Origin of the sequence: Pseudomonas gingeri (assembly GCF_013385425.1) — a bacterium.
Classification (GTDB): Bacteria; Pseudomonadota; Gammaproteobacteria; order Pseudomonadales; family Pseudomonadaceae; genus Aquipseudomonas; species Aquipseudomonas gingeri_D.
Genome location: NZ_JACAQA010000001.1, coordinates 36,201 through 60,367, shown reverse-complemented (window position 1 = coordinate 60,367; position 24,167 = coordinate 36,201). Strand labels below are relative to the sequence as shown.

20 protein-coding genes are annotated in these 24,167 nt (G+C 62.5%); 5 read left to right on the top strand and 15 right to left on the bottom strand.

What is annotated here, in order from left to right:
* Window positions 1-27: 27 nt before the first annotated feature.
* From HX830_RS00240 to amaB, 8 genes are all read right to left on the bottom strand, one after another.
* On the bottom strand, window positions 28-792 hold the full coding sequence (locus tag HX830_RS00240; RefSeq protein ID WP_103495676.1) for an SDR family oxidoreductase: 765 nt from the start codon (window positions 790-792) through the stop codon (window positions 28-30).
* 749 nt (window positions 793-1,541) lie between these two features.
* Window positions 1,542-2,258, bottom strand: coding sequence for an ABC transporter ATP-binding protein (locus HX830_RS00235; RefSeq protein WP_100939676.1), 717 nt, complete (start codon window positions 2,256-2,258; stop codon window positions 1,542-1,544).
* Window positions 2,255-3,130 carry an ABC transporter ATP-binding protein gene (locus tag HX830_RS00230; RefSeq protein WP_152737673.1) on the bottom strand — a complete coding sequence of 292 codons (876 nt, stop codon included), beginning with the start codon at window positions 3,128-3,130 and terminating at the stop codon, window positions 2,255-2,257. Before HX830_RS00230 ends, HX830_RS00235 begins: the two co-directional genes overlap by 4 nt.
* A complete protein-coding gene (livM, locus tag HX830_RS00225) occupies window positions 3,127-4,425 on the bottom strand; it encodes a high-affinity branched-chain amino acid ABC transporter permease LivM (protein ID WP_103495674.1) in 1,299 nt (432 codons plus the stop codon). Before livM ends, HX830_RS00230 begins: the two co-directional genes overlap by 4 nt.
* 3 nt (window positions 4,426-4,428) lie before the next feature.
* Entirely contained in the window at window positions 4,429-5,343 is a 915-nt protein-coding gene (locus tag HX830_RS00220; protein ID WP_100939679.1) for an ABC transporter permease subunit, read from the bottom strand.
* Between the two features lie 170 nt (window positions 5,344-5,513).
* Complete coding sequence (locus tag HX830_RS00215) at window positions 5,514-6,647, bottom strand: branched-chain amino acid ABC transporter substrate-binding protein (protein WP_177098582.1); 1,134 nt, start codon at window positions 6,645-6,647, stop codon at window positions 5,514-5,516.
* Window positions 6,648-7,009: 362 nt separating this feature from the next.
* Complete coding sequence (gene amaA / locus HX830_RS00210) at window positions 7,010-8,293, bottom strand: L-pipecolate oxidase (RefSeq protein ID WP_152737675.1); 1,284 nt, start codon at window positions 8,291-8,293, stop codon at window positions 7,010-7,012.
* A 25-nt stretch (window positions 8,294-8,318) separates the two neighbouring features.
* Window positions 8,319-9,809 (bottom strand): L-piperidine-6-carboxylate dehydrogenase, encoded by a 1,491-nt coding sequence (gene amaB, locus HX830_RS00205; RefSeq protein ID WP_177098581.1) that lies wholly within the window; start codon window positions 9,807-9,809, stop codon window positions 8,319-8,321.
* A 164-nt stretch (window positions 9,810-9,973) separates the two neighbouring features.
* Between amaB and HX830_RS00200 the strand changes: the two genes are divergently transcribed.
* From HX830_RS00200 to HX830_RS00185, 4 genes are all read left to right on the top strand, one after another.
* Complete coding sequence (locus tag HX830_RS00200) at window positions 9,974-10,879, top strand: LysR family transcriptional regulator (RefSeq protein ID WP_177098580.1); 906 nt, start codon at window positions 9,974-9,976, stop codon at window positions 10,877-10,879.
* A 240-nt stretch (window positions 10,880-11,119) separates the two neighbouring features.
* Window positions 11,120-12,319 (top strand): nicotinate phosphoribosyltransferase, encoded by a 1,200-nt coding sequence (gene pncB / locus HX830_RS00195; protein ID WP_103495669.1) that lies wholly within the window; start codon window positions 11,120-11,122, stop codon window positions 12,317-12,319.
* 59 nt (window positions 12,320-12,378) lie between these two features.
* The gene (nadE, locus tag HX830_RS00190) at window positions 12,379-13,206 is read left to right on the top strand and encodes an ammonia-dependent NAD(+) synthetase (RefSeq protein WP_103495668.1); all 828 of its coding nucleotides are present in this window, start codon (window positions 12,379-12,381) and stop codon (window positions 13,204-13,206) included.
* Between the two features lie 112 nt (window positions 13,207-13,318).
* Window positions 13,319-14,014 carry a hypothetical protein gene (locus tag HX830_RS00185; RefSeq protein WP_177098579.1) on the top strand — a complete coding sequence of 232 codons (696 nt, stop codon included), beginning with the start codon at window positions 13,319-13,321 and terminating at the stop codon, window positions 14,012-14,014.
* Between the two features lie 27 nt (window positions 14,015-14,041).
* Here the strand turns inward: HX830_RS00185 and azu are convergent, their stop codons facing one another.
* Window positions 14,042-14,488, bottom strand: a complete 447-nt coding sequence (gene azu / locus HX830_RS00180; RefSeq protein WP_152737677.1) for an azurin — start codon at window positions 14,486-14,488, stop codon at window positions 14,042-14,044.
* Between the two features lie 419 nt (window positions 14,489-14,907).
* On the opposite strand from azu, the gene HX830_RS00175 reads away from it, so the two are divergent.
* On the top strand, window positions 14,908-15,084 hold the full coding sequence (locus tag HX830_RS00175; protein ID WP_177098578.1) for a hypothetical protein: 177 nt from the start codon (window positions 14,908-14,910) through the stop codon (window positions 15,082-15,084).
* Window positions 15,085-15,252: 168 nt separating this feature from the next.
* Here the strand turns inward: HX830_RS00175 and HX830_RS00170 are convergent, their stop codons facing one another.
* The 6 genes from HX830_RS00170 to HX830_RS00145 form a co-directional block, all read right to left on the bottom strand.
* Complete coding sequence (locus HX830_RS00170) at window positions 15,253-16,164, bottom strand: transglutaminase family protein (RefSeq protein WP_177098577.1); 912 nt, start codon at window positions 16,162-16,164, stop codon at window positions 15,253-15,255.
* Window positions 16,164-18,650: a circularly permuted type 2 ATP-grasp protein gene (locus HX830_RS00165; protein ID WP_177098576.1), complete on the bottom strand. Its 2,487-nt coding sequence runs from the start codon at window positions 18,648-18,650 to the stop codon at window positions 16,164-16,166. The genes HX830_RS00170 and HX830_RS00165 overlap by 1 nt, the downstream gene beginning before the upstream one ends.
* An 88-nt stretch (window positions 18,651-18,738) precedes the next feature.
* Window positions 18,739-22,014: a transglutaminase family protein gene (locus HX830_RS00160; RefSeq protein WP_177098575.1), complete on the bottom strand. Its 3,276-nt coding sequence runs from the start codon at window positions 22,012-22,014 to the stop codon at window positions 18,739-18,741.
* Between the two features lie 182 nt (window positions 22,015-22,196).
* Window positions 22,197-22,655: a hypothetical protein gene (locus HX830_RS00155; protein WP_177098574.1), complete on the bottom strand. Its 459-nt coding sequence runs from the start codon at window positions 22,653-22,655 to the stop codon at window positions 22,197-22,199.
* The gene (locus tag HX830_RS00150; protein WP_177098573.1) at window positions 22,655-23,110 is read right to left on the bottom strand and encodes a hypothetical protein; all 456 of its coding nucleotides are present in this window, start codon (window positions 23,108-23,110) and stop codon (window positions 22,655-22,657) included. Before HX830_RS00150 ends, HX830_RS00155 begins: the two co-directional genes overlap by 1 nt.
* On the bottom strand, window positions 23,107-24,027 hold the full coding sequence (locus tag HX830_RS00145; RefSeq protein ID WP_177098572.1) for an NAD synthetase: 921 nt from the start codon (window positions 24,025-24,027) through the stop codon (window positions 23,107-23,109). Before HX830_RS00145 ends, HX830_RS00150 begins: the two co-directional genes overlap by 4 nt.
* Between the last annotated feature and the right edge of the window lie 140 nt (window positions 24,028-24,167).

Here is a 24,167-nt window from a genome sequence, read left to right as displayed (position 1 = left end):
CCTGCTCGCCACAATAAGCGAACGTTCTCAGCCCTTGTTGCGCTCGATGGCAAACCCGCTCCAGGTCTGGCTCACCGGCATCAGCTCGAGGCTGTTGATATTGACGTGGGCCGGGGTGTTGAGCACCCAGAAGATCGTATCGGCGATGTCCTGCGGCTGGATCGGCTCGGCACCGGCATAGGTCGCGTCGTAACGCGCCTGGTCACCGGCAAAACGCACCAGCGAGAACTCGCTCTCGCACAGCCCCGGCTCGATATTGGTCACCCGCACACCCGTGCCCTGCAAATCGCAGCGCAGGTTCAGGGAGAACTGTTTGACGAACGCCTTGCTCGCGCCATAGACATGGCTGCCCGGGTACGGGTAGTTGCCGGCAATCGACCCCAGGTTGATGATCCCCGCCCCACGGCCATAGGCGATCAGGTGCGGCAGCAGCAGACGGGTGCTGTACATCAAGCCCTTGATGTTGGTATCGACCATGGTGTCCCAGTCGTCCAGGTCGCACTTGGGCGCCGGATCGACCCCCAGGGCCAGGCCCGCGTTATTGATCAGACCGCGCAGTTTGGCGAAGCTCGGCGGCAGGTTGGCAATGGCTTCTTCCATGGCCTTGCGGTCGCGCACATCCAGCACCAGGCCATGCACTTCGGTCTGTTTCGACAGCTCGGCGCACAAGGCATTCAAGCGCTCCTCACGACGGCCGGTGAGCACCAGCTTCCAGCCGGCCTCGGCAAAACGACGGGCACAGGCCTCGCCAAAACCGGAAGTCGCGCCCGTGATAAACAACGTGGATGTCATGGAGTTCTCCTTGCTCGGCCCGCGGGCCGCCAGATATGAATACGGTCGTTGCGCAGCATGCCTCAACGTCGGCCAGCGGCGAAATGGAATCTTGAAAACAACACAACTGTACAAAAAATGATCAATCGCAGCAAAGCCAGGCAAACCGGGGCCTGGCGCCTGCTGTACGCACCTTATCCACAGCCCCGTCCACAGTATCCGGGGGCAACTCGAAAACCCGCCGATCCGCTGTACACAAGGCCTCCAGCGGTATTTCAAAAGTTTTTCCCTTGACCCCGGAACAGCCGTTGTGTAGCCACCGGCGAAAAATCCCCTGGGGACGATTTCACGCCAGTGGCTCCAGGCCAGTAATTACGCCACCCGGGGGCATGTTTCCAGAGTTTGCCCACAGAGTTATCCACAGGCTGTGCAGGCGGCTTGTCGGGCGCAAGGCGTGACAATATACCTGTTGACAAAACGCCCCGGCGCTTTGCAAAACACCACCGATCAAAAAACAACCAACGCGCTGCAAGCCACGGTTTCAAAGGCTCTCAGCCAGCTACTCCCACGTTACCCACAGCCACCTCCACAGCAAACGGGGACAAGTCAAATTGATGACAAAACAATCATTTGCAGCGGTTTCATGTCGCACTTTGGCAGGTTGCGCAGATTGTTTTCCACAATTTCGGATCCAGGCTGTGGACAGACAAAAAAACGCCCCGGATCCGAAGATCACGGGGCGTTTCAGGGTCGCACAAACCTGTAGGACTCTAATGTCCGCCCAGGTAGGCGTTGCGCACTTCCTCGTTGACCAGCAGCTCCTTGCCGGTGCCACTGAGGCGAATCTCGCCGTTGACCATCACATAGGCCCGGTCCGACAAGCGCAGGGCGTGGTTGGCGTTCTGCTCCACCAGGAAGATGGTCATGCCCGAGGCCGCCAGCTCGCGCAAGGTGGCGAAGATCTGCTTCACCACGATCGGCGCCAGGCCCAGGCTCGGCTCGTCCAGCAATAGCAGCTTGGGCCGGCTCATCAGCGCCCGGGCAATCGCCAGCATCTGCTGCTCGCCGCCGGACATGGTCATGGCCCGCTGGTTGCGCCGCTCCTTGAGCCGCGGAAACAACTCGAACATGCGCTGCATGTCCTCGTCGACGAACTTGTCGCCAATGGGGATGGTGCCCATCTGCAGGTTCTCTTCCACGGTCATGTCCGGGAACACCCGGCGGCCTTCCGGCGACTGGGCGATACCGTTGGAGGCGATGTAGTGGGACGACTTGTGGGTAATGTCGACGCCCCGGTAGATGATCTCCCCGGCGGCAGCCCGCGGCTGGCCGAAGATCGACATCAGCAGCGTCGACTTGCCCGCGCCGTTGGAGCCGATCAGGCTGACGGTTTCGCCTTCGTTGATATGCAACGAGACCTTCTTCAGGGCCTGGATCGGCCCGTAGAACACTTCCAGGTTCTTCAGTTCGAGGATAGGTTGACTCATACCAGTTCCTCTTCATCGGCGCCCAGGTAGGCGGCAATCACTTTCGGATCGTTGCGGATGGCTTCCGGCCCCCCCTCGGCAATCACGTTGCCGTGGTCCAGTACCACGATGTGGTCGGAAATACTCATGACCATGCCCATGTCGTGTTCGATCAGCACCACGGTCAGGTCGTGCTCGTCGCGCAGCAGCCGGATCATCGAGCTCAGCGCTTCGGTTTCCTGGGGGTTGAGGCCCGCCGCCGGTTCGTCGAGGCAAATGATCCGCGGCCGCGTGCACATGGCCCGGGCAATTTCCAGGCGGCGTTGCTGGCCGTAGGACAACTCGCCGGCCAGGCGGTTGGCACAGTCCACCAGGTCGACCACTTCCAGCCAGTAGAACGCGGTGTCCAGGGCGTCGCTTTCAGCCTTGCGGTAGCCCTTGGTATTGAGGATGCCGGAGAGCATGTTGCGATTGACCCACATGTGCTGGGCCACCAGCAGGTTCTCCAGCACCGACATTTCCTTGAACAGGCGAATGTTCTGGAAGGTCCGGGCCAGGCCCGCGCGGTTCACCAGGTGGGTGCCGCCGAACATCTTGTAGTAGAGCCGGCTGAAGAAGGTTTTCGGCGAAGCGAAATCCCCCAGGCGAAAGGATTCACCCAGCAGCTGGATCACGTTGGTGCGCTTGTCGCGCACATTCAGTTCGATCTTGCCGCCAGTGGCCTTGTAGAAGCCGGTCAGGCAGTTGAACACCGTGGTCTTGCCCGCGCCGTTGGGGCCGATCAGGGCGAAGATCGAGTTGCGTTTGACTTGCAGGCTGACGTCGCTGAGGGCCTTGATCCCCCCGAAGTGCATCATCAGCTTTTCGACTTTCAGAACGATGTCATTACTCATTGGCCAGTCCCTCCCACCAGGACGCCCTTGCGTGGGGTCACCCCGGTGCGGCTGATGCGGATCAGGCCACGTGGCCGCCAGATCATCATCAACACCATCAATACGCCGAACAGCAATACACGGTACTCGGCGAAACTACGCAGCAGCTCCGGCGCCACGGTCAGTACAAACGCCGCGATCACCACACCGATGGTCGACCCCATGCCGCCCAACACCACGATGGCGAGGATCAGCGCGGACTCGAAGAAGGTGAAGGAAGTCGGGTTGACGAAACCCTGGTAGGTGGCGAAGAACACCCCCGCCAGACCGGCGGTGGAAGCCCCCAGGGTGAACGCCGAGAGTTTCACCAGCACGTGGTTCAAGCCCATGGCGCGGCAGGCGATCTCGTCTTCACGCAAGGCTTCCCAGGCGCGGCCCACCGGCATGCGGGTCAGGCGATGCTTGATGTAGAGCACGGCCAGTACCACCAGGAACAGCACGGTGTAGATGAAATAGAACTTCACGTCCGGGTTGTAGGCGATGCCGAAGAACTCATGGAAGGGAATCCCGCCCTCCTTCGCGCGCTTGCCGAACTCCAGGCCGAAGAAGGTCGGCAGCGGCGCCGGCATCCCGTTCGGACCGCCGGTCAGCGACAGCCAGTTGTTGAGGATCAGGCGGATGATCTCGCCGAAACCCAGGGTCACGATGGCCAGGTAGTCACCGTGCAGGCGCAGGACCGGGAAGCCGAGGATGCACCCCGCCAGCGCGGCGGTGATGGCGGCCAGCGGCAGGACGGTCCAGAACCCCAGCCCGAGGTATTGATAACCCAGCGCCAGGCCATAGGCACCGATGGCATAGAACGCCACGTAGCCCAGGTCGAGCAAGCCGGCGAGGCCCACCACGATATTAAGGCCAAGACCGAGCAGGACGTAGATCAGGCCGAGGATCACCACCCCCAGCAGATAGGAGTTGGCGAACACCGGAAAGATCACCGCAATGGCGATCATGATCGGGATGATCCAGCGCAGGCGCGACTTGTAGTCCGGCGCCAGCACATGCACACCGGAACCGGTGCTCTCGAAGCCTTCGAGAATCCGCAGGCCCTTGGGTGTCTGCAGGAACAGGCTGAGGGCAAAACGGCCGAGCATCACAATCGCCACCAGCCAGGCGACGCGGGTCGGTTGCAGGTTGAAGCTGTAGCCCTCCAGGACGACCCCGACGATGGGGCCGAAGACAATCAGTGCGACCAGGCCGGCGAGAATGGCGTCAACCAGGCTTTTCTTGATATCGAGCGATTTTTGAGTGGTTGAGGACATTGCTTACACCTTCGACACAAGAGGACGGCCCAACAGGCCTTGCGGCCGAAAGACCAGTACCAGGACCAGCAGCGAGAAGCTGAAGACGTCCTTGTAATCCGAGTTGACCAGGCCGGAGAACAGCGATTCGGAGATGCCGAGGATGATCCCGCCGAGCATGGCGCCCGGTAGCGAGCCGATGCCGCCGAGCACCGCGGCGGTAAACGCCTTGATGCCGATCACGAAGCCGGCGTAGAAGTCGAAAGTGCCGTAGTTCATGGTGATCAGCACACCCGCGAGGGCCGCCATGGCCGCGCCGATGATGAACACATAGGAAATCACCCGGTCGGTGTTGATCCCGAGAATCGAAGCCATCTTGCGGTCTTGCTGGGTCGCGCGACACATGCGGCCCAACTTGGTGTACTTGATGACATAGGTCAAAAGGCCCATGCCGAGGAACGCGGCCACCAGGATAAAGACCTTGGTGTAGGTGAGCTGGACAAAGCCGGTGCCGACATCGACGCGCCAGGCGCCGGTGAGCAACGTCGGTACGCCCTGTTGCTTGGCGCCCTGGGCGATCTGCGCGTAGTTCTGCAGGATCAGCGAAATCCCGATGGCGCTGATCAGCGGTGCCAGTCGGGTGGAGTTGCGCAGGGGTTTGTAGGCGATACGCTCGATGACCCAGCCATACACCCCGGTGACGATGATGGTGAAGACCAGCGTGCCGAGCATCAGGAGCGGGAAGGATTCAATACCGAAGTAAGCCAGCAGAGCCAGACTGATTGCCGCGAGGTAAGCGGAAATCATGTAAACCTCGCCGTGGGCGAAGTTGATCATGCCGATGATGCCATAGACCATTGTGTAGCCGATGGCGATCAGGCCATAGACCGACCCGAGGGTCAGGCCATTGACCAGTTGCTGCAGGAAAATACCATCCATAACGCAATCTCACGCATTTGAGAGACTGCACAGAAGCGCACCGCGACGGCCGGGGTTCAACCACCGTCGCAGCACAGCCATGTGCAGCTCTACGAGAAAAGACAGGTACTGCACGGACACGCGTGGCGACTGGCTGGCGCACGGGGCGCCAGCCGGGTCAGGCCTTCATGTCACTTCTGTTTTTCCAGCTGATGGTATTTGCCGCTCGCGTCCCACTGGTAAACCACGTAGTCGGAGATTTTCAGGTCGCCCTTGGCGTCCCAGGTCTTCTCGCCCATCACGGTCTTGACCGGGTGTGCTTTCAGCCACTTGGCCGCCTCTTCGCCCTTGTTGGACTTGGCGCCGTTGAAAGCCGCGGCCAGGGTCTGTACCGAGGCGTAGGCATAGAGGGTGTAACCTTCCGGCTCGTAGCCCGACTTGCGGAACTGGTCAACGACCGCCTTGCTGTCCGGCAGCAGACGTGGGTCGGCGCCGAAGGTCATGAGTACACCGTCGACGTATTGCGGACCACCGGCAGTGGTCACCAGTTCGTCGGTGACGATACCGTCGTCAGACATGAACTTGACGTCTTTCAAGCCTTCAGTGCGCAGTTGCTTGACCAGCGGACCGGCTTCCGGGTGCAGGCCGCCGAAGTAGACGACGTCGGCACCGGCGGCACGGATCTTGGTCACCAGGGCGCTGAAGTCCTTCTCGCCACGGGTCAGGCCTTCGTAGATAACCGGAGTCACACCGCGCTTGATCAACTGGGCCTTGGTGGCATCCGCCAGGCCTTGGCCATAGGTGTCCTTGTCGTGGATGACCGCGACTTTCTTGCCCTTGAGCACGTCGACGATGTAGTTGCCGGCCACGATGCCCTGCTGGTCGTCACGACCACACATACGGAACATCGCACCCAGACCGCGCTCGGTCACCTGAGGGTTGGTAGAGCCCGGGGTGATCGCGATGATGCCCGCTTCGTCGTAGATCTCCGAAGCCGGGATGGTGGAAGAGGAACAGAAGTGCCCGACGACGCCGGCGACTTTCTGGTTGCTCAGGTCCTTGGCGACCGTTACCGCCTGTTTTGGCTCGCAAGCATCATCGCCCTTGACCAGGACGATTTTTTCGCCGTTGACGCCACCGGCCGCGTTGATCGCATCCGCCGCCGCTTGCGCACCTTTCATGTACTGCTCGCCGAAAGAAGCGTTGGCACCGGTCATCGGACCCGCCACGCCGATCTTGACATCAGCCTGAGCAAACGCAGAAACACCCAACGCAGCAGCCACTGCGAGGGCTACAAAGCCTTTCTTGTAAAACGTCTGGGACATGAGGTGGTGCTCCAAGGTTTTTTAGTTGGCACTGCGACTTCAATGAATGCTCAGAGCAAGGGGCGTGCCATAGGTTTTTTGTTCTGCAAAAAGTCGCTGTCTTATTGTTTTATGGACTGTTTCGGGCCCTTTTTAACTGGGCGTGCAACCGTCTAAACCGCGGAAGGTGGAACCTTTCAAGAAAAAAGGTGCAACCCAGCGGTGCCACTATTGCAACCATGGCGCCGAAGGGCGTGCAACCACCCTGTAACAACGTGCGTCACCGAAGTGCACACTCGCGGTGCGCGACTGCTACATCGCGCACCATTACAGGCTAGCCGTCTCGAACAAAAGCGCCGTCCGATTCGGCATTTTTTGTTGTTTCAAATGACAATCCGCAGGCACTGGCCCGCGTGATACAGCGAAAAGCCAGCCTCGTAGAGACCACTGCGAAGGCCCACCGCCGGTATCGGCCGCATGGGCGCAAAGGGAATCGGCAGGGCCTGAGGATTTCCGTTACACAGGTAATCGGCGAACGCCTTGCCGACCACCGTCCCCGTGGTCACCCCACGCCCGTTGTAGCCGGTGACTGCCACTAAACCGGGCGCCGGTTCGAACAGGCGCATCAGATGGTCGGGGGTAAAGGCGATACAACCGGTCCAGGTGCATTCCCAGTCGACCTTTTTCAGGTAGGGGAAATAGTGCTGTTGCACGCGGTCGGCCCAGGCCCGCAGGAACCACGCCGGTTTCTGGTTGCCGTTGCCCAGGCTGCCCAGCAACAGGCGACCGTCGGCATCGCGGCGAATGCTGCTGAGCACCTGGCGGGTATCCCAGGAGCCCTGCCCGCCCGGCAGAATCTGCCGAGCGGCTTCTTCGGTCAATGGGCTGGAAGCGACCTGGTAGTAGTAGCCCGGAAAGAAGTTGCGCCGCAGTTCGGTCCATTCGCCTTCGGTGTAGGCATTGGAGGCCATCACCACCTGTTCGGCGCTGACCGCGCCCTCGGCGGTCTGCACCGACCAGCGCTGGCCCTGGCGTTCCAGGCGGGTGACCGGGGAATGGTCGAACAACTGCGCCCCCAGCCGCGACGCGGCCTTGGCCAGGCCCGAGGTATAGGCCATGGGATTGAGGGTGCCGGCGCGCCGGTCGAGCAAGGCGGCGCCGATTTTCTGGGTGCCGGTGGCGATTTCGCAATCCTTGCCGGTCAGCAGCTCCACCGGTGCGCCACGACGTTTCCACTGCGCTTCACGGCTGCGCAGATCGGCCTCGCCCTTGGCGTTGTGGGCCATGTGCAAGGTGCCTTCGCGGCGCAGTTGGCAATCGATGCCATGCTTGTCCACCAGGCTGAAGACCAGGGCCGGCGCCGCCCCCAACATGCGGTTGAGCTGGCTGCCCACCGCTTCGCCGAAACCGGCCTCGATCTCGTCCGGGGGAATCCACATCCCGGCATTGACCAGCCCCACATTGCGTCCGGAACCGCCGTGGCCGGTACGATGGGCTTCCAGCACGCAGACGCTCTTGCCTTGTTCACGCAGGTGAATCGCGGCCGAGAGCCCGGTGATACCGGCGCCGATCACGCAGACATCGACCTTCAACTCGCCCTTGAAGGACGGTGCTTCAGGCCGCTGCGGCGTCAGTGTTTCCCATAGACATTCTTCACGTAACGGCATTGCCAGACTCCGAAAATGAAACCCGTCAGTCGAAGGTAATGCCCTGGGCCAGCGGCAATTCCAGCGAGTAGTTCACGGTATTGGTCTGGCGGCGCATGTAACCGCGCCAGGCGTCCGAACCCGACTCGCGACCACCACCGGTTTCCTTCTCGCCGCCAAAGGCGCCGCCGATCTCCGCACCGCTCGGGCCGATGTTGACGTTGGCAATGCCGCAGTCGCTGCCCACCGCCGACATGAACTGCTCAGCCTCGCGCACATCGGTGGTGAAGATGCACGAAGACAGGCCTTGTGGCACCGCATTGTTCAAACGCAGGGCTTCGGCGAACTCCGTGTAACCGATCACGTAGAGAATCGGGGCAAAGGTTTCGTGGCAGACCACTTCGCTCTGCTCCGGCATCTCGACGATGGCCGGCGACACGTAATAGGCATTCGGGAATGTGTCCTGCAACTGGCGCTCGCCGCCGAACACCCGGCCGCCTTCGCTCAGGGCCTGCTCCAGGGCGTCCTGCATGTTCTCGAAGCTTTGCTTGTCGATCAGCGGGCCGACCAGGTTGCCTTCCAGCGGATGACCGATACGGACCTTGGAATAGGCCGCTTTCAAACGGGTGACGATTTCCGCCTTGACCGATTCATGGGCAATCAGACGCCGCAAGCTGGTGCAGCGCTGGCCGGCGGTGCCGACGGCGCTGAACAGAATCGCCCGTACGGCCATGTCCAGGTCGGCGCTTGGGCCGAGGATCATGGCGTTGTTACCGCCCAGTTCGAGAATGCTGCGGGCAAAGCGCGCGGCCACTTTCGGCGCCACTTCACGGCCCATGCGGGTGCTGCCGGTAGCGCTGATCAGCGCCACACGCGGGTCATCGACCAGGGCGGCACCGGCGTCGCGACCACCGATGATCACCTGGCTCAGGTACTCGGGCGCATCGCTGAAGTTCTTCAGTACACGCTCGAACAGGGCCTGGCAGGCCAGCGCGGTCAGCGGGGTCTTTTCCGAAGGTTTCCAGATCACCGAGTTGCCGCACACCAGCGCCAGGGTGGTGTTCCAGGCCCAGACCGCGACCGGGAAGTTGAAGGCGCTGATCACGCCGACCACACCCAGGGGATGCCAGGACTCACGCATATGGTGGCCCGGACGCTCGGAGGCGATGGTCAAGCCGTACAGCTGGCGCGACAGGCCCACGGCGAAGTCGCAGATATCGATCATTTCCTGCACTTCACCCAGGCCTTCCTGGGTGATCTTGCCGGCTTCCCAGGAAACCAGCTCACCGAGGTCGGCCTTGAATTCGCGCAGCACTTCACCGAACTGGCGCACCAGCTCGCCACGGCGCGGCGCCGGCACCTTGCGCCAGGCGTCGAAGGCGTGCTCGGCACGGCTGACCTGCTGCTCGACCTCAGCCGCGCCCTCCCAGTTCACGCCGGCGATGCGGCTGCCGTCGATGGGCGAATGCACGGGCTGTTTGCCCTGTTGATACAGCGCCGGGTCCACACCAAGACGATCAAGCAATGCGGCAACCATGGGGGTCACTCCTGTAGGCGAAAAACGGAACGCTTGCGTCGAAAACAACACGACGATTCAGACCTTCAGTTGTAGCGGCCTTCAGCTTTGCCAACAAACGACGATTAGGCGAGATATCATTCCATTTATTCATGCAGCGCAAGACAGAAGAAAAAGGCCCGTCCATGCTGAATAAAAGATACCTGCCTTCGATCACGGCCCTGCAATGTTTCGAAGCCGTCACCCGCCACCTGAGCTTCACCCGCGCGGCGGAAGAGCTGAACCTGACCCAGAGTGCCGTGAGCAAACAGGTCGCGCAGCTGGAAGAACTGTTGCAGCACCTGCTGTTTCGCCGGGTACGGCGACGCCTGCAACTGACGCCGGCCGGGGATCTGTACCTGGTGGAAGTCCGAAAAATCCTGACACAGGTGGAGATGTCGACCCACTACCTGCGTTCCTACGGCGGTGAAACCGAAGTCCTGCGGGTATCCACGCCCTCGACCTTCGGCGCCCGCTGGCTGGTGCCGCGGCTCAAGGGCTGGCGCCTGCGTCACCCGCATATCCACCTGGACCTGTGCAACGAACAGGAAGCCGACGACCTGCTGCAGGGCCGCAGCGACCTGGCGTTCTATTTCGGCCAGGGTTCGCGGCCGGGCACCGAGTGCGTGAAGCTGTTCGGTGAAGAGCTGGTGGCGGTGTGCGCGCCGGGCTGCCTGCCGGAGAAGCCCTTCAGCGATCCGACGCAGTTGAGCGAGCTGGTCCTGCTGCAGAACGCCTCGCGGCCCCAGGCCTGGCACGACTGGTTCGACAGCCAGGGGTATCACACCGAACACAGTTACCACGGGCCGCGTTTCGAGACCTTCTATATGTGTATCCGGGCGGCCCAGGTCGGCTGCGGCGTAGCCTTGCTGCCCAGGTTCCTGGTGGAGGAGGAACTGATGGAGGGCAAGCTGGTGCTCGCCTGGCCCCATGCGATGCCCAACCACGACGCCTATTACCTGGCCTACCCGGAGCATTCGGCGGAGGTGCCGAAGGTGCGGGATTTTGTCAGTTGGATGCTGGAGCAGATCGACAGTTCCGTGCAACCTTGAGGGTATTGCGCTGCCCTCTCGGGCCTCTTCGCGGGCAAGCTCCGCTCCCACAGTCTCGAGTCGTACCTGAGTTCTGCGCACGACCGGGAACCTGTGGGAGCGGAGCTTGCCCGCGAAGAGGCCGGCACCCGCAACAAAAATCGCTGGTAAAACCGCCAACGGATATGCGCCACTAGCGGTCTTCATTCAAGAACTGCCAGGACGCCGCTGTAACGCGCGACCGGCATGGAGATACCCGTTATGAGCGATAAGGCCTTTGGCGATCGCATTGTGCAGAACCTGCTGGACACCGACTTCTACAAGCTGACCATGATGCAGGCGGTGCTGCACAACTACCCCAACGTCGAAGTCGAATGGGATTTCCGCTGCCGCAACAGTGAAGACCTGCGCCCGTACCTGGCGGAAATCCGCTACCAGGTCGAACGCCTCGCCGAACTGAGCCTGAGTGCCGACCAGCTGGGTTTCCTGGAACGCATCAGCTTCCTCAAGCCGGACTTCCTGCGCTTCCTCGGCCTGTTCCGCTTCAACCTGCGCTATATCCACACCGGGATCGAGAACGGCGAGCTGTTTATCCGCCTGCGCGGCCCGTGGCTGCATGTGATCCTGTTCGAAGTGCCGCTGCTGGCCATCGTCAGCGAAGTGCGCAACCGCTACCGCTACCAGGAAACCCTGCTGAGCCAGGCCCGCGAACAGCTGTACCGCAAGTTCGACTGGCTGAACGCCAATGCCTCCCCCGATGAACTGGCGGAACTGCAGGTCGCCGACTTCGGCACCCGCCGGCGCTTCTCCTACCGGGTCCAGGAAGAAGTGGTCAGCGTGCTCAAGCACGACTTCCCCGGACGCTTCGTCGGCACCAGCAACGTGCACCTGGCGCGCGAATTCGACATGAAGCCCCTGGGCACCATGGCCCACGAGTGGATCATGGCCCACCAGCAACTCGGTCCACGGCTGATCGACAGCCAGATCGCCGCGCTCGACTGCTGGGTCCGCGAGTACCGCGGCCTGCTCGGCATCGCCCTGACCGACTGCATCACCACCGATGCCTTCCTCACGGACTTCGACCTGTACTTCGCCAAGCTCTTCGACGGTTTGCGCCACGATTCCGGCGACCCGGTGATCTGGGCCGAAAAATGCATCAATCGTTATCACCAGCTGGGTATCGACCCGATGAGCAAGACCCTGGTGTTTTCCGACAGCCTCAGTCTGCCCAAGGCCCTGGGGATATTTCGCGCGCTGCGCGGTCGGATCAATGTCAGCTTCGGCATCGGCACCAACCTCACCTGCGACATCGAAGGGGTGGAACCGATGAGCATCGTGCTTAAAATGACTGCCTGCAATGGCCAACCCGTGGCGAAGATCTCCGACGAGCCGGGCAAGGCCCAGTGCAAGGACCCGAATTTCGTGGCCTACCTGCGCCATGTGTTCCAGGTCCCCGGCTAGAAACTCGTCCAGTGGTACCGATCAACCTGTTCCAGACCCCATCCCGCAAGGAGTGAATCATGCAAGCCGTACAGCGCCAGATTGCTGAACAGCTCAAGGTCCAGCCACCGTTCGCCGACCAGGCCGCCCTCGAAGCCGAAGTCGCGCGACGGGTCACCTTTATCCAGGATTGCCTGCTGAACTCCGGGCTCAAGACCCTGGTGCTGGGTATCAGCGGCGGTGTCGACTCATTGACCGCCGGCCTGCTGGCCCAACGCGCCATGCGTGAACTGCGCGAACGTACCGGCAACCTGGATTACCGCTTCATTGCGGTGCGCCTGCCGTACGAAACCCAGTTCGACGAACACGAAGCCCAGGCCTCGGTGGACTTTATCGCCCCCGACGAACGCCACACGGTGAATATCGGCCCGGCGGTCAAATCCCTGGCCGGCGAAGTCGCCGCCTTCGAAGGCAAGGCCGCGGTGTCGCGGGACTTCGTCCTTGGCAATACCAAGGCGCGCATGCGCATGGTCGCGCAGTACACCATCGCCGGCGCCGCCCATGGCCTGGTGATCGGCACCGACCACGCGGCGGAAGCGGTGATGGGTTTCTTCACCAAGTTCGGTGACGGCGCCTGCGACCTGGCGCCGTTGAGCGGCCTGGTGAAAAACCAGGTCCGGGCCATCGCCCGGCACTTCGGCGCGCCGGAGTTCCTGGTGGAGAAAATCCCCACCGCCGACCTCGAGGACCTGGCACCGGGCAAACCCGACGAAGCCTCCCACGGCGTGACCTATGCCGAGATCGACGCCTTTCTGCACGGCGAGCCGGTGCGCCAGGAAGCCTTCGACATCATCTGCCGGACCTACGAAAAGACCCATCACAAACGCGAGATGCCATTTGCGCCGTGATTTATTCGGCGGGAATGTCGTAGGAATCGTCTATTTTTCCGCCTAGCACTTGAGGCAACATCGGTCACTGGGCAGTCTTCGCCGCATCTTGTTGTTGGCAGGGCCCCACCCGATGTTGCTCAATCGCAAATACCCCAAGTTGCACGCGCAACCCGTGTTCCGGCACCCGTGGTTTTTTCCGCTGCTCGGCGCGCTCGGGGTGGTCTGCTGGGTCGCCACCGCCGCCAGTACGCCGGACAAGCAGGCGGCCGGCCAGCCCAGCGCCGCGCATTTTCTGCTGATCGCCCAGATGCCGGCGCAAATCGCCTTGCGCGCCAACGCGCACTACATCCCGCAAGCCAACCAGACCGGCTGCCCCTATCAACCACCGGTGCTGCATTTCAATACCGCCCTCGCCGACATGCCCCGCAGCTCCGACTTCAAGGTGCCCCTGGGCTACGAATTGCCGGACTGCAAACTGTATCTGAGTGAAGTGGACTTCGAGACCGAGGCGTTCTACGGACCTGACAACCTGAACCGCAGCATTACCCATGGCGGCTCGATTGCCGTGCGCGACAACCTGCGACCGGGGGTGTCGGGGTTTCCAAGCTCGGGGGAGAAACAGTATGAGGGCTTGTGCGATTGGGAGATTACCGACCCCGACGCCCTCTTCGGGCCGGGCCAGGTCCTCACCTGCCATGCGCTGGACGATCAGGGGCGGGTGATCGGCGGCAATCGCAAACCCTCCAGGCTCGGCGGAACCCTGAGCCTGGAGGACCTGCAAGGCAAACGTATTCGCCTGAATCTCAAGATGAAGGATCAACCCTGACCGCTGGAGCCAGGGTTGCGGCACCGGTTACTTGACCGCGAGCTTGCCTTTCATGATCGAGTTGTGGCCCGGGAACGAGCAGAAGAACTCGTAGTCCTCACCGGCGGTCAGTTTCGACACGTCGAAGGTGACCGAGTCCTTTTCACCGGCACCGATCAGCTTGGTGTGGGCGATGACGCGGGTGTCTCCGTCCTTCAGGTAGTTCTTGTCGATCCCGGCGCCCATGCCTTCAGACGCGATCGCGGCCATGTCGGAGGCCTTGCTCAGTACCCAGTTATGGCCCATGACGTTCTTCGGCAGGCTGCCGGAATGGCTCAGGTTCACGGTAAAGGTCTTGCAACTCTTGTCGATGTTGATTTCCTTGACGGTGTAGGACATCTGATCGGTGGAGTCGACATCGACCTTGCATTCGGCGGCAAGCAACTGGCCACTGGCGAGGGCCAGCAGGGATACCGCAACAACTTTGGCGAACATGGTGAATCTCCAAGGCAGGGTATGAAAATCAAGGGCTCAAATGGGGAGAATAACCAAAATATGGCTCAGTTCTCCTGATCTGTATCAACAGATTGTATACAATCCTAAGCTATCGCTTCGATGGATACAATCAACCAGCCAGACGAACTGGCGCCCTCTAACATTAGGACGTTCTCAGCCAACGGAGCGTCTACCATGTCAATTAACAGCCTGTTGCAAAGCTTGCTCGCCGCTTATGCCTGCGGGGCCAGCGGTACCTTTGAAAGGCCGTCGCGCGAGGTTTAATCCTTGGAGAGTCGCCTGCCAGCCTTTACTCTGGGGTCAGCCTGTCGCGAAAAACCATTGTTTCGTGTGCTGCGCCACGAACACAGGCAGAATACGCGCCGCTCAACCTCACCTTCGACCCCAGAGGATCGCCCATGGCCAAACCCAATTACTCCTTTGCCAAACGTCAGCGCGACCTGGCCAAAGAGCAGAAGAAAGAGGAAAAGCTGCAACGCAAGAAAACCACCGCCGAAGAAGAGGCCGCGGCCTTGTTGAACCCGGAAGCGGAAGGCGAAGCAACCGAGGCACAGGATCCGACCCCGAACGCCTGATTGCACCGAGCTCTGCTCCTACAGATTCAGGGCGTACGCAAAACCCGCGCTCGACGCCAACCTGTAGGAGCCGGGCTTGCCCGCGAAAAGGCCCTCAAAACCGCCAAAAGCTTCGCGAGCAAGCTCTGCCCCCACAGGTTCCGTAGCGTTTTCGAAGTCATATCCGGCTTAGCGGACCGACCGCCCCACATCCCCCATCGGCATCACCGTCACCTGGACTTCCGGGTCATGGTTGCCGCCCCCCAGAATCACCCCGCGCAACGGCGACACATCGGAGAAATCCCGGCCCCAGGCCAGGGTGATGTGCTCCAGGGCCGGCTGCACATTGTTGGTCGGATCGAAATCCACCCAGCCCGACACCGGACAGAACACCGACACCCAGGCATGGGAGGCATCGGCACCGATCAGCCGCGGCTGACCGGGCGGTGGCTGGGTCAGCAGGTAGCCGCTGACATAACGCGCCGCCAGGCCCCGCGAGCGCAGGCAGGCGAGCATCAGGTGGGCGAAGTCCTGGCAGACCCCGCGCCGCCGCTCCAGCACCTCCACCAGCGGCGTGGCGACCTGGGTCGCCTCGGCATCGAAGGTGAACTCGCTGAAAATCTTCTCCATCAACGCCTGGACACCCACCAGCAAAGGACGCCCGAGCGGGAAACAGCTCTCGGAAAACTCGACGAAGCTTTTCTTCAGATGCACGTAGGGCGATTCGAAACGATAACGGCAGGCTTCGAGAGTTTCCGGATTCAATACCTGGCCGCTGTAGGTCAGGGCGTTGCGCGTGTCATCCCAGGCGGCGGACAAATTGAAGTCTACCGCCGGCCGCGCCAGCACCTCGACATTCAGCCAGGCATTGACCAGCAACTCGTCATGGGGCCGCTCGAACGCCAGCCGGGTCAAGGGATTGCCGAACACATCGAGCTCATCCCGGCGGCTGGTGGGCTCGGGGCTGATCTTCAACATCTGCTCGCTGCACACTTGCCAGTCACAAGCCCGCGGCCACAGGTGGGCGAGTTGCTGGGCCAGGGACACCGGGCTGTCGTAGTGATAGTGGGTATCGTGGAAAATCTGGTAGAGGGCACTCATCACACGGACACCGTCTGCTGGCTGACATCGTCGACATGGGCAAAATGCCGCAAGGCCAGGCGATCGGAGACCTGGCCGCTGGCATCGGCGACTTCCTGCAACAGCTCGGCCAGGCCGTCGAGCACATCGCGCACGCCGGTCTCGCCGAACAAGGCGCCTTCCAGGTTGCCGAGATCGAAACGCCCCAGGCGCTCGACCAACTGGTTCAGCCCCAACTCCCGTGGGACGCCGAAGTCATCGTTCAAACGGCGCAAGGTGCGGCTCACCAGTTTCAGCTGGAACAGCACCGCATGGGGGTTCTGCTCATCCAGCAGCAAAAGGTCGAGCACCGGGATCAGTTGCGGCACCGCCAGATAGCGCGAGCGATAGGTGATGCTGCTGTTGCCCAACTCCAGCAACCACTCCAGCCCGGCCTGATCGAACACCGCGATGCCGCGCAGGAAGGCCGCCAGGCTGCTGCTGAGAAACTGCAGGCGCTCGATGCGCCGACCGATCATCAGGAAACGCCAGCCCTCGTCGCGGGTCATATCGTCCAGGGCAAAACCGGACAAGGCCGCCAGGGACATGACCAGGCGGTTGAGGAAGTCCAGCAGCTCGCCGAAGTTCGGGTCTTCGCTTTCCAGGCTCAGGGCTTCGCGCTGCAACTCCACCAGCGCCTGCCAGTTTTCCCGCGACAGCTTGCCGCGCACCTGGGACGCCGCCCACTGCAAGCGCTGCAAGTTGGAGCGCAGGCTGAACGGCCAGTCGTCGCCGAGCAGGGCCGCCAGCAGGCGCTCGGGCAATTCGCCCTCGTCCGGCAGCAGCATCAGGCTTTCGCCAAGCTCCACCGCCGCCTGCAGGGCCTGGGGATCATCGCCGTCGACATAACGCGCCAGCATGATCCGCAACAACCGCGCGCTGTCATCACAACGCTCGCAGTAGCGGCCGAACCAGAACAGGTTTTCCACCACCCGCGACGGCAGATAGGGATCGCGTCGCACCAGGTCACGGACCCCGAGGGAACGCTGGGTGCGCCATTGCTCACCGCTGGGCGTGCGTTCGCTGAGCACCCAGGTGTCCTTGCTCGCACCGCCGCGCTGCATCGACACCACCTCGGCGTCAGCGTCGGCAGCCACCCGCGTCAGGCCACCGGGCAACACCCGATAACCCTCGGCGCTGGCAACAGCGTACACGCGCATGCCGATGGCCCTCGGTTGCAAGGCACCCTCCTCGGCTTGCCAGATCGGCGCCTGGGACAACTGCGCCAACTCCTGGGCGACATAGGCGTAAGGCCGTGCGCGTATGCGCTCGGCCAGGGCCTGGCGCTGCTCGTCATCGAGGTCGCGGCCGAACACCGGGACAAAACTCTGGGACGGGAACGCCGGCTTGATCAACAGCTCAGGCAGTTTTTCCAGGGCCTGGGCCAGCACCGGCGGCTCACCGCACCACCAGGTGGCAATGGACGGCAGGATCAGTTCTTCACCGAACAGGTGCTGGTTGATTTTCGGCAGGAAGCCCAGCAGACCGGGGGACTCCAGCACGCCGCTGCCCAGGGCATTGGCCACCAGCACCCGGCCCTGGCGCACCGCCTCCAGCAGGCCGGGCACGCCGAGGGCCGAGTCGGTGCGCAGCTCCAGCGGATCGCAGAAGTCGTCGTCGAGCCGGCGCATGATCGCGTGCACCCGCTGCAAGCCGCTCAAAGTCTTGAGGTAGACCGTGGCGTCGCGCACCGTCAGGTCGCCGCCTTCCACCAGCGGATAGCCCAGTTGGCGCGCCAGGTAGAGGTGTTCGAAATAGCTTTCGTTGAAACGTCCCGGGGTCAGCAACACTACCAGCGGCGCCTCGGCATCGCTCGGCGCCTGGCGTACCAGGGTTTCCTGCAGGGTGCGGAAGAACCCGGCCAGGTGATGTACCCGCAAGTCGCGGTAAAGATCGGGAAAGGCCCGCGACACGATGGTGCGGTTTTCCAGGGCATAACCGGCCCCGGAGGGCGCCTGGGTCCGATCCGCCGTGACCCACCAGCGACCGTCGGGCGTGCGCGCCAGGTCCACGGCGAACATGTGCAGGAAGGTCCCCGCCGGTGGCTGGATGCCCTGGCACGGCCAGAGGAAATTGTTGTGGCCGAAGACCAGCTCGGCGGGCAGCAGGCCGTCGCGAATCAGGGTTTGCGGGCCATAGAGATCGGCCAGCACCGCGTTCAACAGTCGCGCGCGCTGGGCAATGCCCGCCGCCACCCGCTGCCATTCGTCAGCGGGGATGATATGCGGCAACAGATCGAGCTCCCAGGGCCGGTCGGCGCCCTTGGGGTCGGCATAGACGTTGTAGGTCACGCCGTTTTCCTGGATCTGCCGGGCCAACAAGGCCTGGCGCTGAGCCAGTTGTACGGGCGTGCTGCGTTGCAGCTGGTCGATCAGCGGCCGCCAATGCGCACGCACGGCGCCGCCGTCGTCCAGCAGTTCGTGATAGGTCCCCGGTGTCAGCGGGTAGCGGTCAAGCAGGTCGGGCATGGAAAGCTCGGCAGACGGCAAGGGCAATCAAGGTTAACGCAGACAGATGGCGCACGGATACGCGAAAACTCCGTGCGCCCTGTCAGATTTATGTGTGTCGCAAGTCCAATGTCATCGGCAGTTCGTCGTTGATCTTCAACGTCGGAACCGGCAGCGTGCCAGGACTGTGGCCGAGGCGGAAGAACCGCGCCATGCGCCGGCTTTCCGCTTCGTTGGCGTTCACCGGCAAGGTCTCATAGTTGCGCCCGCCCGGGTGGGCGACATGGTACTGGCAACCGCCCAGGGAGCGATGCATCCAGGTGTCGAGCAGGTCGAACACCAACGGCGCATGGACCGGGATGGTCGGTTGCAGGCAGTTGGCCGGTTGCCAGGCGCGATAACGCACGCCGGCGACAAATTCGCCGACCCGCCCGGTGGGTTGCAGCGGGACCGCCACGCCGTTGCAGGTCAGCAGATAGCGTTGCGGCGCCAGGCCGCTCAACTTGACCTGCAGGCGCTCCAGGGACGAATCCACATAACGCACCGTGCCGCCGACCGCGCCCTCCTCACCCAGCACATGCCAGGGTTCGAGGGCCTGGCGCACTTCCAGCTCGATGCCGTTGACCGCGTAATCGCCGACTTTCGGGAAACGGAACTCCAGGTGTGCGGCGAACCACTCGGCGCGCAGGGGATAACCGGCGGCGTTGAGATCGACAATCACATCGGCGAAGTCCTGTTCGATAAAGTGCGGCAACAGGAAGCGGTCGTGCAGTTCGGTGCCCCAGCGCGCCAGCTTGGGCGGTGCATAGGGCTCGCGCCAGAACCGCGCCACCAGCGCCCGCAGCAGCAGTTGCTGGGTCAGGCTCATGCGCGCGTGGGGCGGCATTTCAAAGGCGCGCAGTTCCAGCAGGCCCAGGCGGCCCGTCGCACCATCCGGCGAATAGAGCTTGTCGATGCAGAACTCGGCACGGTGGGTGTTGCCGGTCACGTCGATCAGCAGGTTGCGCAACAGCCGATCCACCAACCAGGGCGGGCATTCCTCACCCGGTTGCGGCATCTGGGCGAAGGCGATTTCCAGTTCGTACAGCGAGTCGTTGCGCGCTTCGTCCACCCGTGGTGCCTGGGAGGTCGGGCCGATAAACAGTCCGGAGAACAGGTAGGACAGCGACGGGTGATTGTGCCAATAGCTGATCAGGCTGCGCAGCAGGTCGGGACGGCGCAGGAACGGCGAGTCCGCCGGCGTGGCGCCACCAAGGACAAAGTGGTTGCCGCCGCCGGTGCCGGTATGGCGCCCGTCGATCATGAATTTCTCGGTGGTCAGGCGGGTCTGGCGCGCCTCCTCATAGAGGAACTCGGTGCGCTCGACCAACTCGTCCCAGGTGGCGGACGGCTGTACGTTGACCTCGATCACGCCCGGGTCCGGGGTGATCCGGAAGTTTGCCAGACGCGCATCGTGGGGTGGCTCGTAGCCTTCCAGCAACACCGGGCAATGCAGCTCCTCGGCGGTGGCCTCAATGGCGCTGACCAACTCCAGATAGTCTTCGACCCGCTCCAGCGGTGGCATGAACAGGTACAGGCGCCCGCCCCGGGCTTCGGCGCACAAGGCGGTGCGGGTCAGCCAGGCGGCGGACTCGTCGATCTTCGGCACCCGCTCTTCGCTGACCACGGGCTCGCCGTGGACCTTGAGGGCGGCGGTGTCCGGCAACTCGGGCAGATCCTGGTTCGGATCGGTCGGGTGCACGAAGGGATATTCCGCCGCCGTCACCCAAGGCTGGGACGCCAGCGGCAGGCGATAACCCAGCGGCGAATCCCCCGGCACCAGCCGGCAATGGCTGTCCCGCAGGTACCAGCGCCCGCTCTGCCAATGGTCATTGGCGGCGGTACGGGCCAGCGGCAGCACCTGGCCGATGACCTTGTCCAGGCCCTGGGAGAACACCTTGCGCAGCCGCGCGCGCTCCAGCTCGTCATCCAGTCGTGGGTCCGTGGCCGTGACGTTGATCGGCAACTGCCCCTCGCGCCACAGGTAGTAGAAATTGTCCTCGTAGGCCGGAAAGACGAAGCGGCTCGGCAGTTTCAGACGCTCGGCAACACTCGCCAGGAAACGCCCGGCCATTTCGCCGTCGGCACCGTAATCTTCCTGCTCATCGGCAATCAGCGCGTCGTTATGCCAGATCGGCACGCCATCGCGGCGCCAGTAGCTGTTGAGCGACCAGCGCGGCAGCTGTTCGCCCGGATACCACTTGCCCTGGCCGAAATGCACCAGGCCATGCGGGGCATACCGCTTGCGCATGCGCTGGAACAGTTCGGCGGACAGCCGGCGTTTGTCCGGGCCCAGGGCGGCGGTGTTCCATTCGGCGCCGTCGGGATCGTCGATGGAGACGAAGGTCGGCTCGCCGCCCATGGTCAGGCGCACATCACCTTCGAGCAGATCGGCATCAATTTGTCGGCCCAGGGCCTGGATCGCCAGCCATTGCTCCTCGGTGTAGGGCTTGGTGACGCGCGGCGCCTCCCAGATCCGCTCCACCGACATTTCATGGCTGAACTCGCACTCGCAAGGTTCCACCAGGCCACTGATTGGCGCCGCTGACGACGGATCGGGACTACAGGCCAACGGAATATGCCCTTCCCCGGCGAACAGCCCGGAAGTGGCGTCCAGGCCGATCCAGCCGGCACCCGGCAGATAGACTTCGCACCAGGCGTGCAGGTCGGTGAAGTCGACCTCGGTGCCGGATGGGCCGTCGAGGGCTTTCACATCGGCGGTGAGCTGGATCAGGTAGCCGGAGACAAAACGCGCCGCCAGCCCCAGGTGACGCAGCAGTTGCACCAGCAACCAGGCCGAGTCGCGGCAGGAGCCTGAGGCGTTGACGAGGGTCTGCTCGGGCGTCTGCACGCCCGGCTCCATGCGGATCAGGTAGCCGATGTCTTCGCTCAGGCGCTGGTTGAGGGCCACGAGGAAGTCCACGCTGGGCAACGGCGTGCGGTCGATGCCGTCCAGGTAGGCCTGGAACTTGGGCGTCAGCGGCAGCTTTTCCAGATAGGGCGACAGCTCGTGCTTTTCATCGGCGGCGTAGGTGAACGGGATTTTTTCGGCATAGGGCTCGAGGAAAAAGTCGAACGGATTGAACACCGCCATCTCGGCGACCAGGTCGACCTCGATACGCAGTTCCGTGGTTTTTTCCGGGAACACCAGCCGCGCCAGGTAGTTGCCCTGGGGGTCCTGTTGCCAGTTGATGAAATGCTGCTCGGGCTGGACCTTCAGCGCATAGGACAAAATCCGCGTGCGACTGTGGGCCGCCGGACGCAGGCGAACGATCTGCGGACCGAGCTCGATGGCGCGTTCATAGCGGTAATGCGTGACATGGTGCAATGCGACATGGATCGACACGGCGTGCCTCCTGCGAGCCTGGGCTTATACCTGTGCGCGCAAGACTTATGCCACTTGGCCAAGTCCTGCGCTTTCGGCGTGAGTCGTGCTCGCTCAGCTAAGCACAGCACCAGAATGGCGCCAGCTTGAGGGCGTAGTGCAGAGAGTCGCACAGAAACGGGGCGAATGGTCGAACGACGTTCTCAGCGTGGTTTGCGCCGGGCCTTCAGGGCATTTTTCAGGGCTTCGCGTTGGTGGCGAATATCGACGAGCTTGCTGCGCATTTCGCGGTGGCGCTTGCTGTTGAGCAAGAGCAGTCCCAGCAGCGGAAACAGCACAGCCAGTGCATAGATGACTTTATGCGGACGATCCTCGAGGGTCGGCAATACGCTCAACAGGCACACCACCAGCACCACGACCAATCCCCACACCCACTGCGGCCTGCCGCGCACCACCATGAAATTGCAGTGCACCACGACCAGGGTTATCGCCACGCCACCCAGGAAGGACCAGGTCGCTTGTTCACCCAGTGAGGTGCCAGGGAAATAAAAATCCGTCATCAAGGGAATAGCGCAGGCCAGCGAGGCCAACGCCGCGAAAATACCGCCGATGAAGGTCGGGAAATAGCGCGCCAGGAAACGTGGCAGATCCACCAGGAACATCAGGCTCTACGCCGAGCCAGAGCACGTCGCAGCGTCTCCCGCTGCTGGCGGATATCCACCAGTTTGCGACGCATGTCCCGCTGGCCCTGGCTGTTGAGAAACAGCAACCCCAGCAAGGGGAACAACAACGCCAGCCCGTAGAGACCCCGATGGGGGTCATACGTGATCATCGGCAGCACGAACAACAGGCAGGCCACGAACACGCCAACCAGCAACCACACCCATTGTGGCCGGCCCCACAGGACCATGAGGTTGCCATGGACGATCAGCAGCGTCAGTACAGCTCCCATCAGGAGGATGTGCATCCCACTGTCGGCCAGGGGCAGGTGCTCGAAGTAGGTCACGAAGGCCAGGACGACACACAACCCCAGCGAAAAATAAGCCGCAAGGATCCCGGCGATAAACCCGAGAAAGTGTTCGCGGAAAAAGCCACGCAGTGTCAGCTCCTCGCTCACTCGTCGAACTCCTCGTAGAGTCCCACGGCGATGGTTTTGACATTGCCGGACAAGGCGCTTCCGGTCAGGCCGATGGCCGCACCGAGGGAGTCCTTGATCTGGGTGACCGTGCCATGCTTGAGCTGCGTGGTGGTATAGCGTTTGGGCAACTCACCTGCCAGTTGCCTGAGCTTGAGCATCTTCGACGTCATCCGCGGGTCGTTGATGCTGAGCAATTCCTTGGTCAGCTTGGACCGCTCTTGCCGGTTCAGGCCACGCAGCACCTCGCGCAGGGTTTTCCCGGTGGTGGCCCTGGCGATCCGCACCAGCTTGATGGTGGTGAGGGCGGAAGCGCCGACGCCTACTAGTGAGGCCACATCCAGCCCGATAGACGCATTCTGATACCAGGCTTCGCTGTCCAGCCAGTCATTCACTTCGGGCTTGGCGATTTCCAGTCCCGTGCGGATAACACCGTTGACGCACTGCAAGCTGCTGGCACCGGCAGCGGTATAGGCGATGGCGACCACTACCCCGCTGGCGCCAGCGGTAAAGGGCACCAGAACGCTGCCACTGGCGATCACCACCCAACTGATCACCGCCCCGGCGCACGACAGCGTGGTGTTCACCGCCTCCATCGCCAGACGCGATTCACGCGGATTGCTTTGTACCTGCTGGGCAAACTGCACCGGCGCGATGTACTTCTGCGCCTCGCGCAGGATGATGCGCTTGGGCTGGATACTGCAGATCGGCTGGAATTCGCGCAGGGTGACGACGTTGAAGTCGGCGTCGATATAGACCACGCCGGCCCCGACGATGCCAGGGTCGGCATCAATCGCCGCAAAGAGCTTCGACAGATTGATCTGGCTTTCGATGCGTTGGCGGGCGAGGAATTGCGAGGGGCTGGAATCCATGCCGATGCCAGGGAGCGGGTTGCTCATGCAGTGTTCATCCTTGAATCGAGCGCTGGGAAATTCGCCGCACCTTAGCAAACGGAACAGGTCTCCGATAGAAACCAAAACGCCAGCACCAAGCTAACGCCCGGCTTTCAACGAGGACTTCGAAACTCGCGACGCTCTCC

Excerpts from the sequence above, each read along its gene's own strand:
- HX830_RS00240 (WP_103495676.1), bottom strand. The coding sequence starts at position 792 with ATGACATCCACGTTGTTTATCACGGGCGCGACTTCCGGTTTTGGCGAG.
- HX830_RS00235 (WP_100939676.1), bottom strand. The coding sequence starts at position 2,258 with ATGAGTCAACCTATCCTCGAACTGAAGAACCTGGAAGTGTTCTACGGG.
- HX830_RS00230 (WP_152737673.1), bottom strand. The coding sequence starts at position 3,130 with ATGAGTAATGACATCGTTCTGAAAGTCGAAAAGCTGATGATGCACTTC.
- livM (WP_103495674.1), bottom strand. The coding sequence starts at position 4,425 with ATGTCCTCAACCACTCAAAAATCGCTCGATATCAAGAAAAGCCTGGTT.
- HX830_RS00220 (WP_100939679.1), bottom strand. The coding sequence starts at position 5,343 with ATGGATGGTATTTTCCTGCAGCAACTGGTCAATGGCCTGACCCTCGGG.
- HX830_RS00215 (WP_177098582.1), bottom strand. The coding sequence starts at position 6,647 with ATGTCCCAGACGTTTTACAAGAAAGGCTTTGTAGCCCTCGCAGTGGCT.
- amaA (WP_152737675.1), bottom strand. The coding sequence starts at position 8,293 with ATGCCGTTACGTGAAGAATGTCTATGGGAAACACTGACGCCGCAGCGG.
- amaB (WP_177098581.1), bottom strand. The coding sequence starts at position 9,809 with ATGGTTGCCGCATTGCTTGATCGTCTTGGTGTGGACCCGGCGCTGTAT.
- HX830_RS00200 (WP_177098580.1), top strand. The coding sequence starts at position 9,974 with ATGCTGAATAAAAGATACCTGCCTTCGATCACGGCCCTGCAATGTTTC.
- pncB (WP_103495669.1), top strand. The coding sequence starts at position 11,120 with ATGAGCGATAAGGCCTTTGGCGATCGCATTGTGCAGAACCTGCTGGAC.
- nadE (WP_103495668.1), top strand. The coding sequence starts at position 12,379 with ATGCAAGCCGTACAGCGCCAGATTGCTGAACAGCTCAAGGTCCAGCCA.
- HX830_RS00185 (WP_177098579.1), top strand. The coding sequence starts at position 13,319 with ATGTTGCTCAATCGCAAATACCCCAAGTTGCACGCGCAACCCGTGTTC.
- azu (WP_152737677.1), bottom strand. The coding sequence starts at position 14,488 with ATGTTCGCCAAAGTTGTTGCGGTATCCCTGCTGGCCCTCGCCAGTGGC.
- HX830_RS00175 (WP_177098578.1), top strand. The coding sequence starts at position 14,908 with ATGGCCAAACCCAATTACTCCTTTGCCAAACGTCAGCGCGACCTGGCC.
- HX830_RS00170 (WP_177098577.1), bottom strand. The coding sequence starts at position 16,164 with ATGAGTGCCCTCTACCAGATTTTCCACGATACCCACTATCACTACGAC.
- HX830_RS00165 (WP_177098576.1), bottom strand. The coding sequence starts at position 18,650 with ATGCCCGACCTGCTTGACCGCTACCCGCTGACACCGGGGACCTATCAC.
- HX830_RS00155 (WP_177098574.1), bottom strand. The coding sequence starts at position 22,655 with ATGTTCCTGGTGGATCTGCCACGTTTCCTGGCGCGCTATTTCCCGACC.
- HX830_RS00145 (WP_177098572.1), bottom strand. The coding sequence starts at position 24,027 with ATGAGCAACCCGCTCCCTGGCATCGGCATGGATTCCAGCCCCTCGCAA.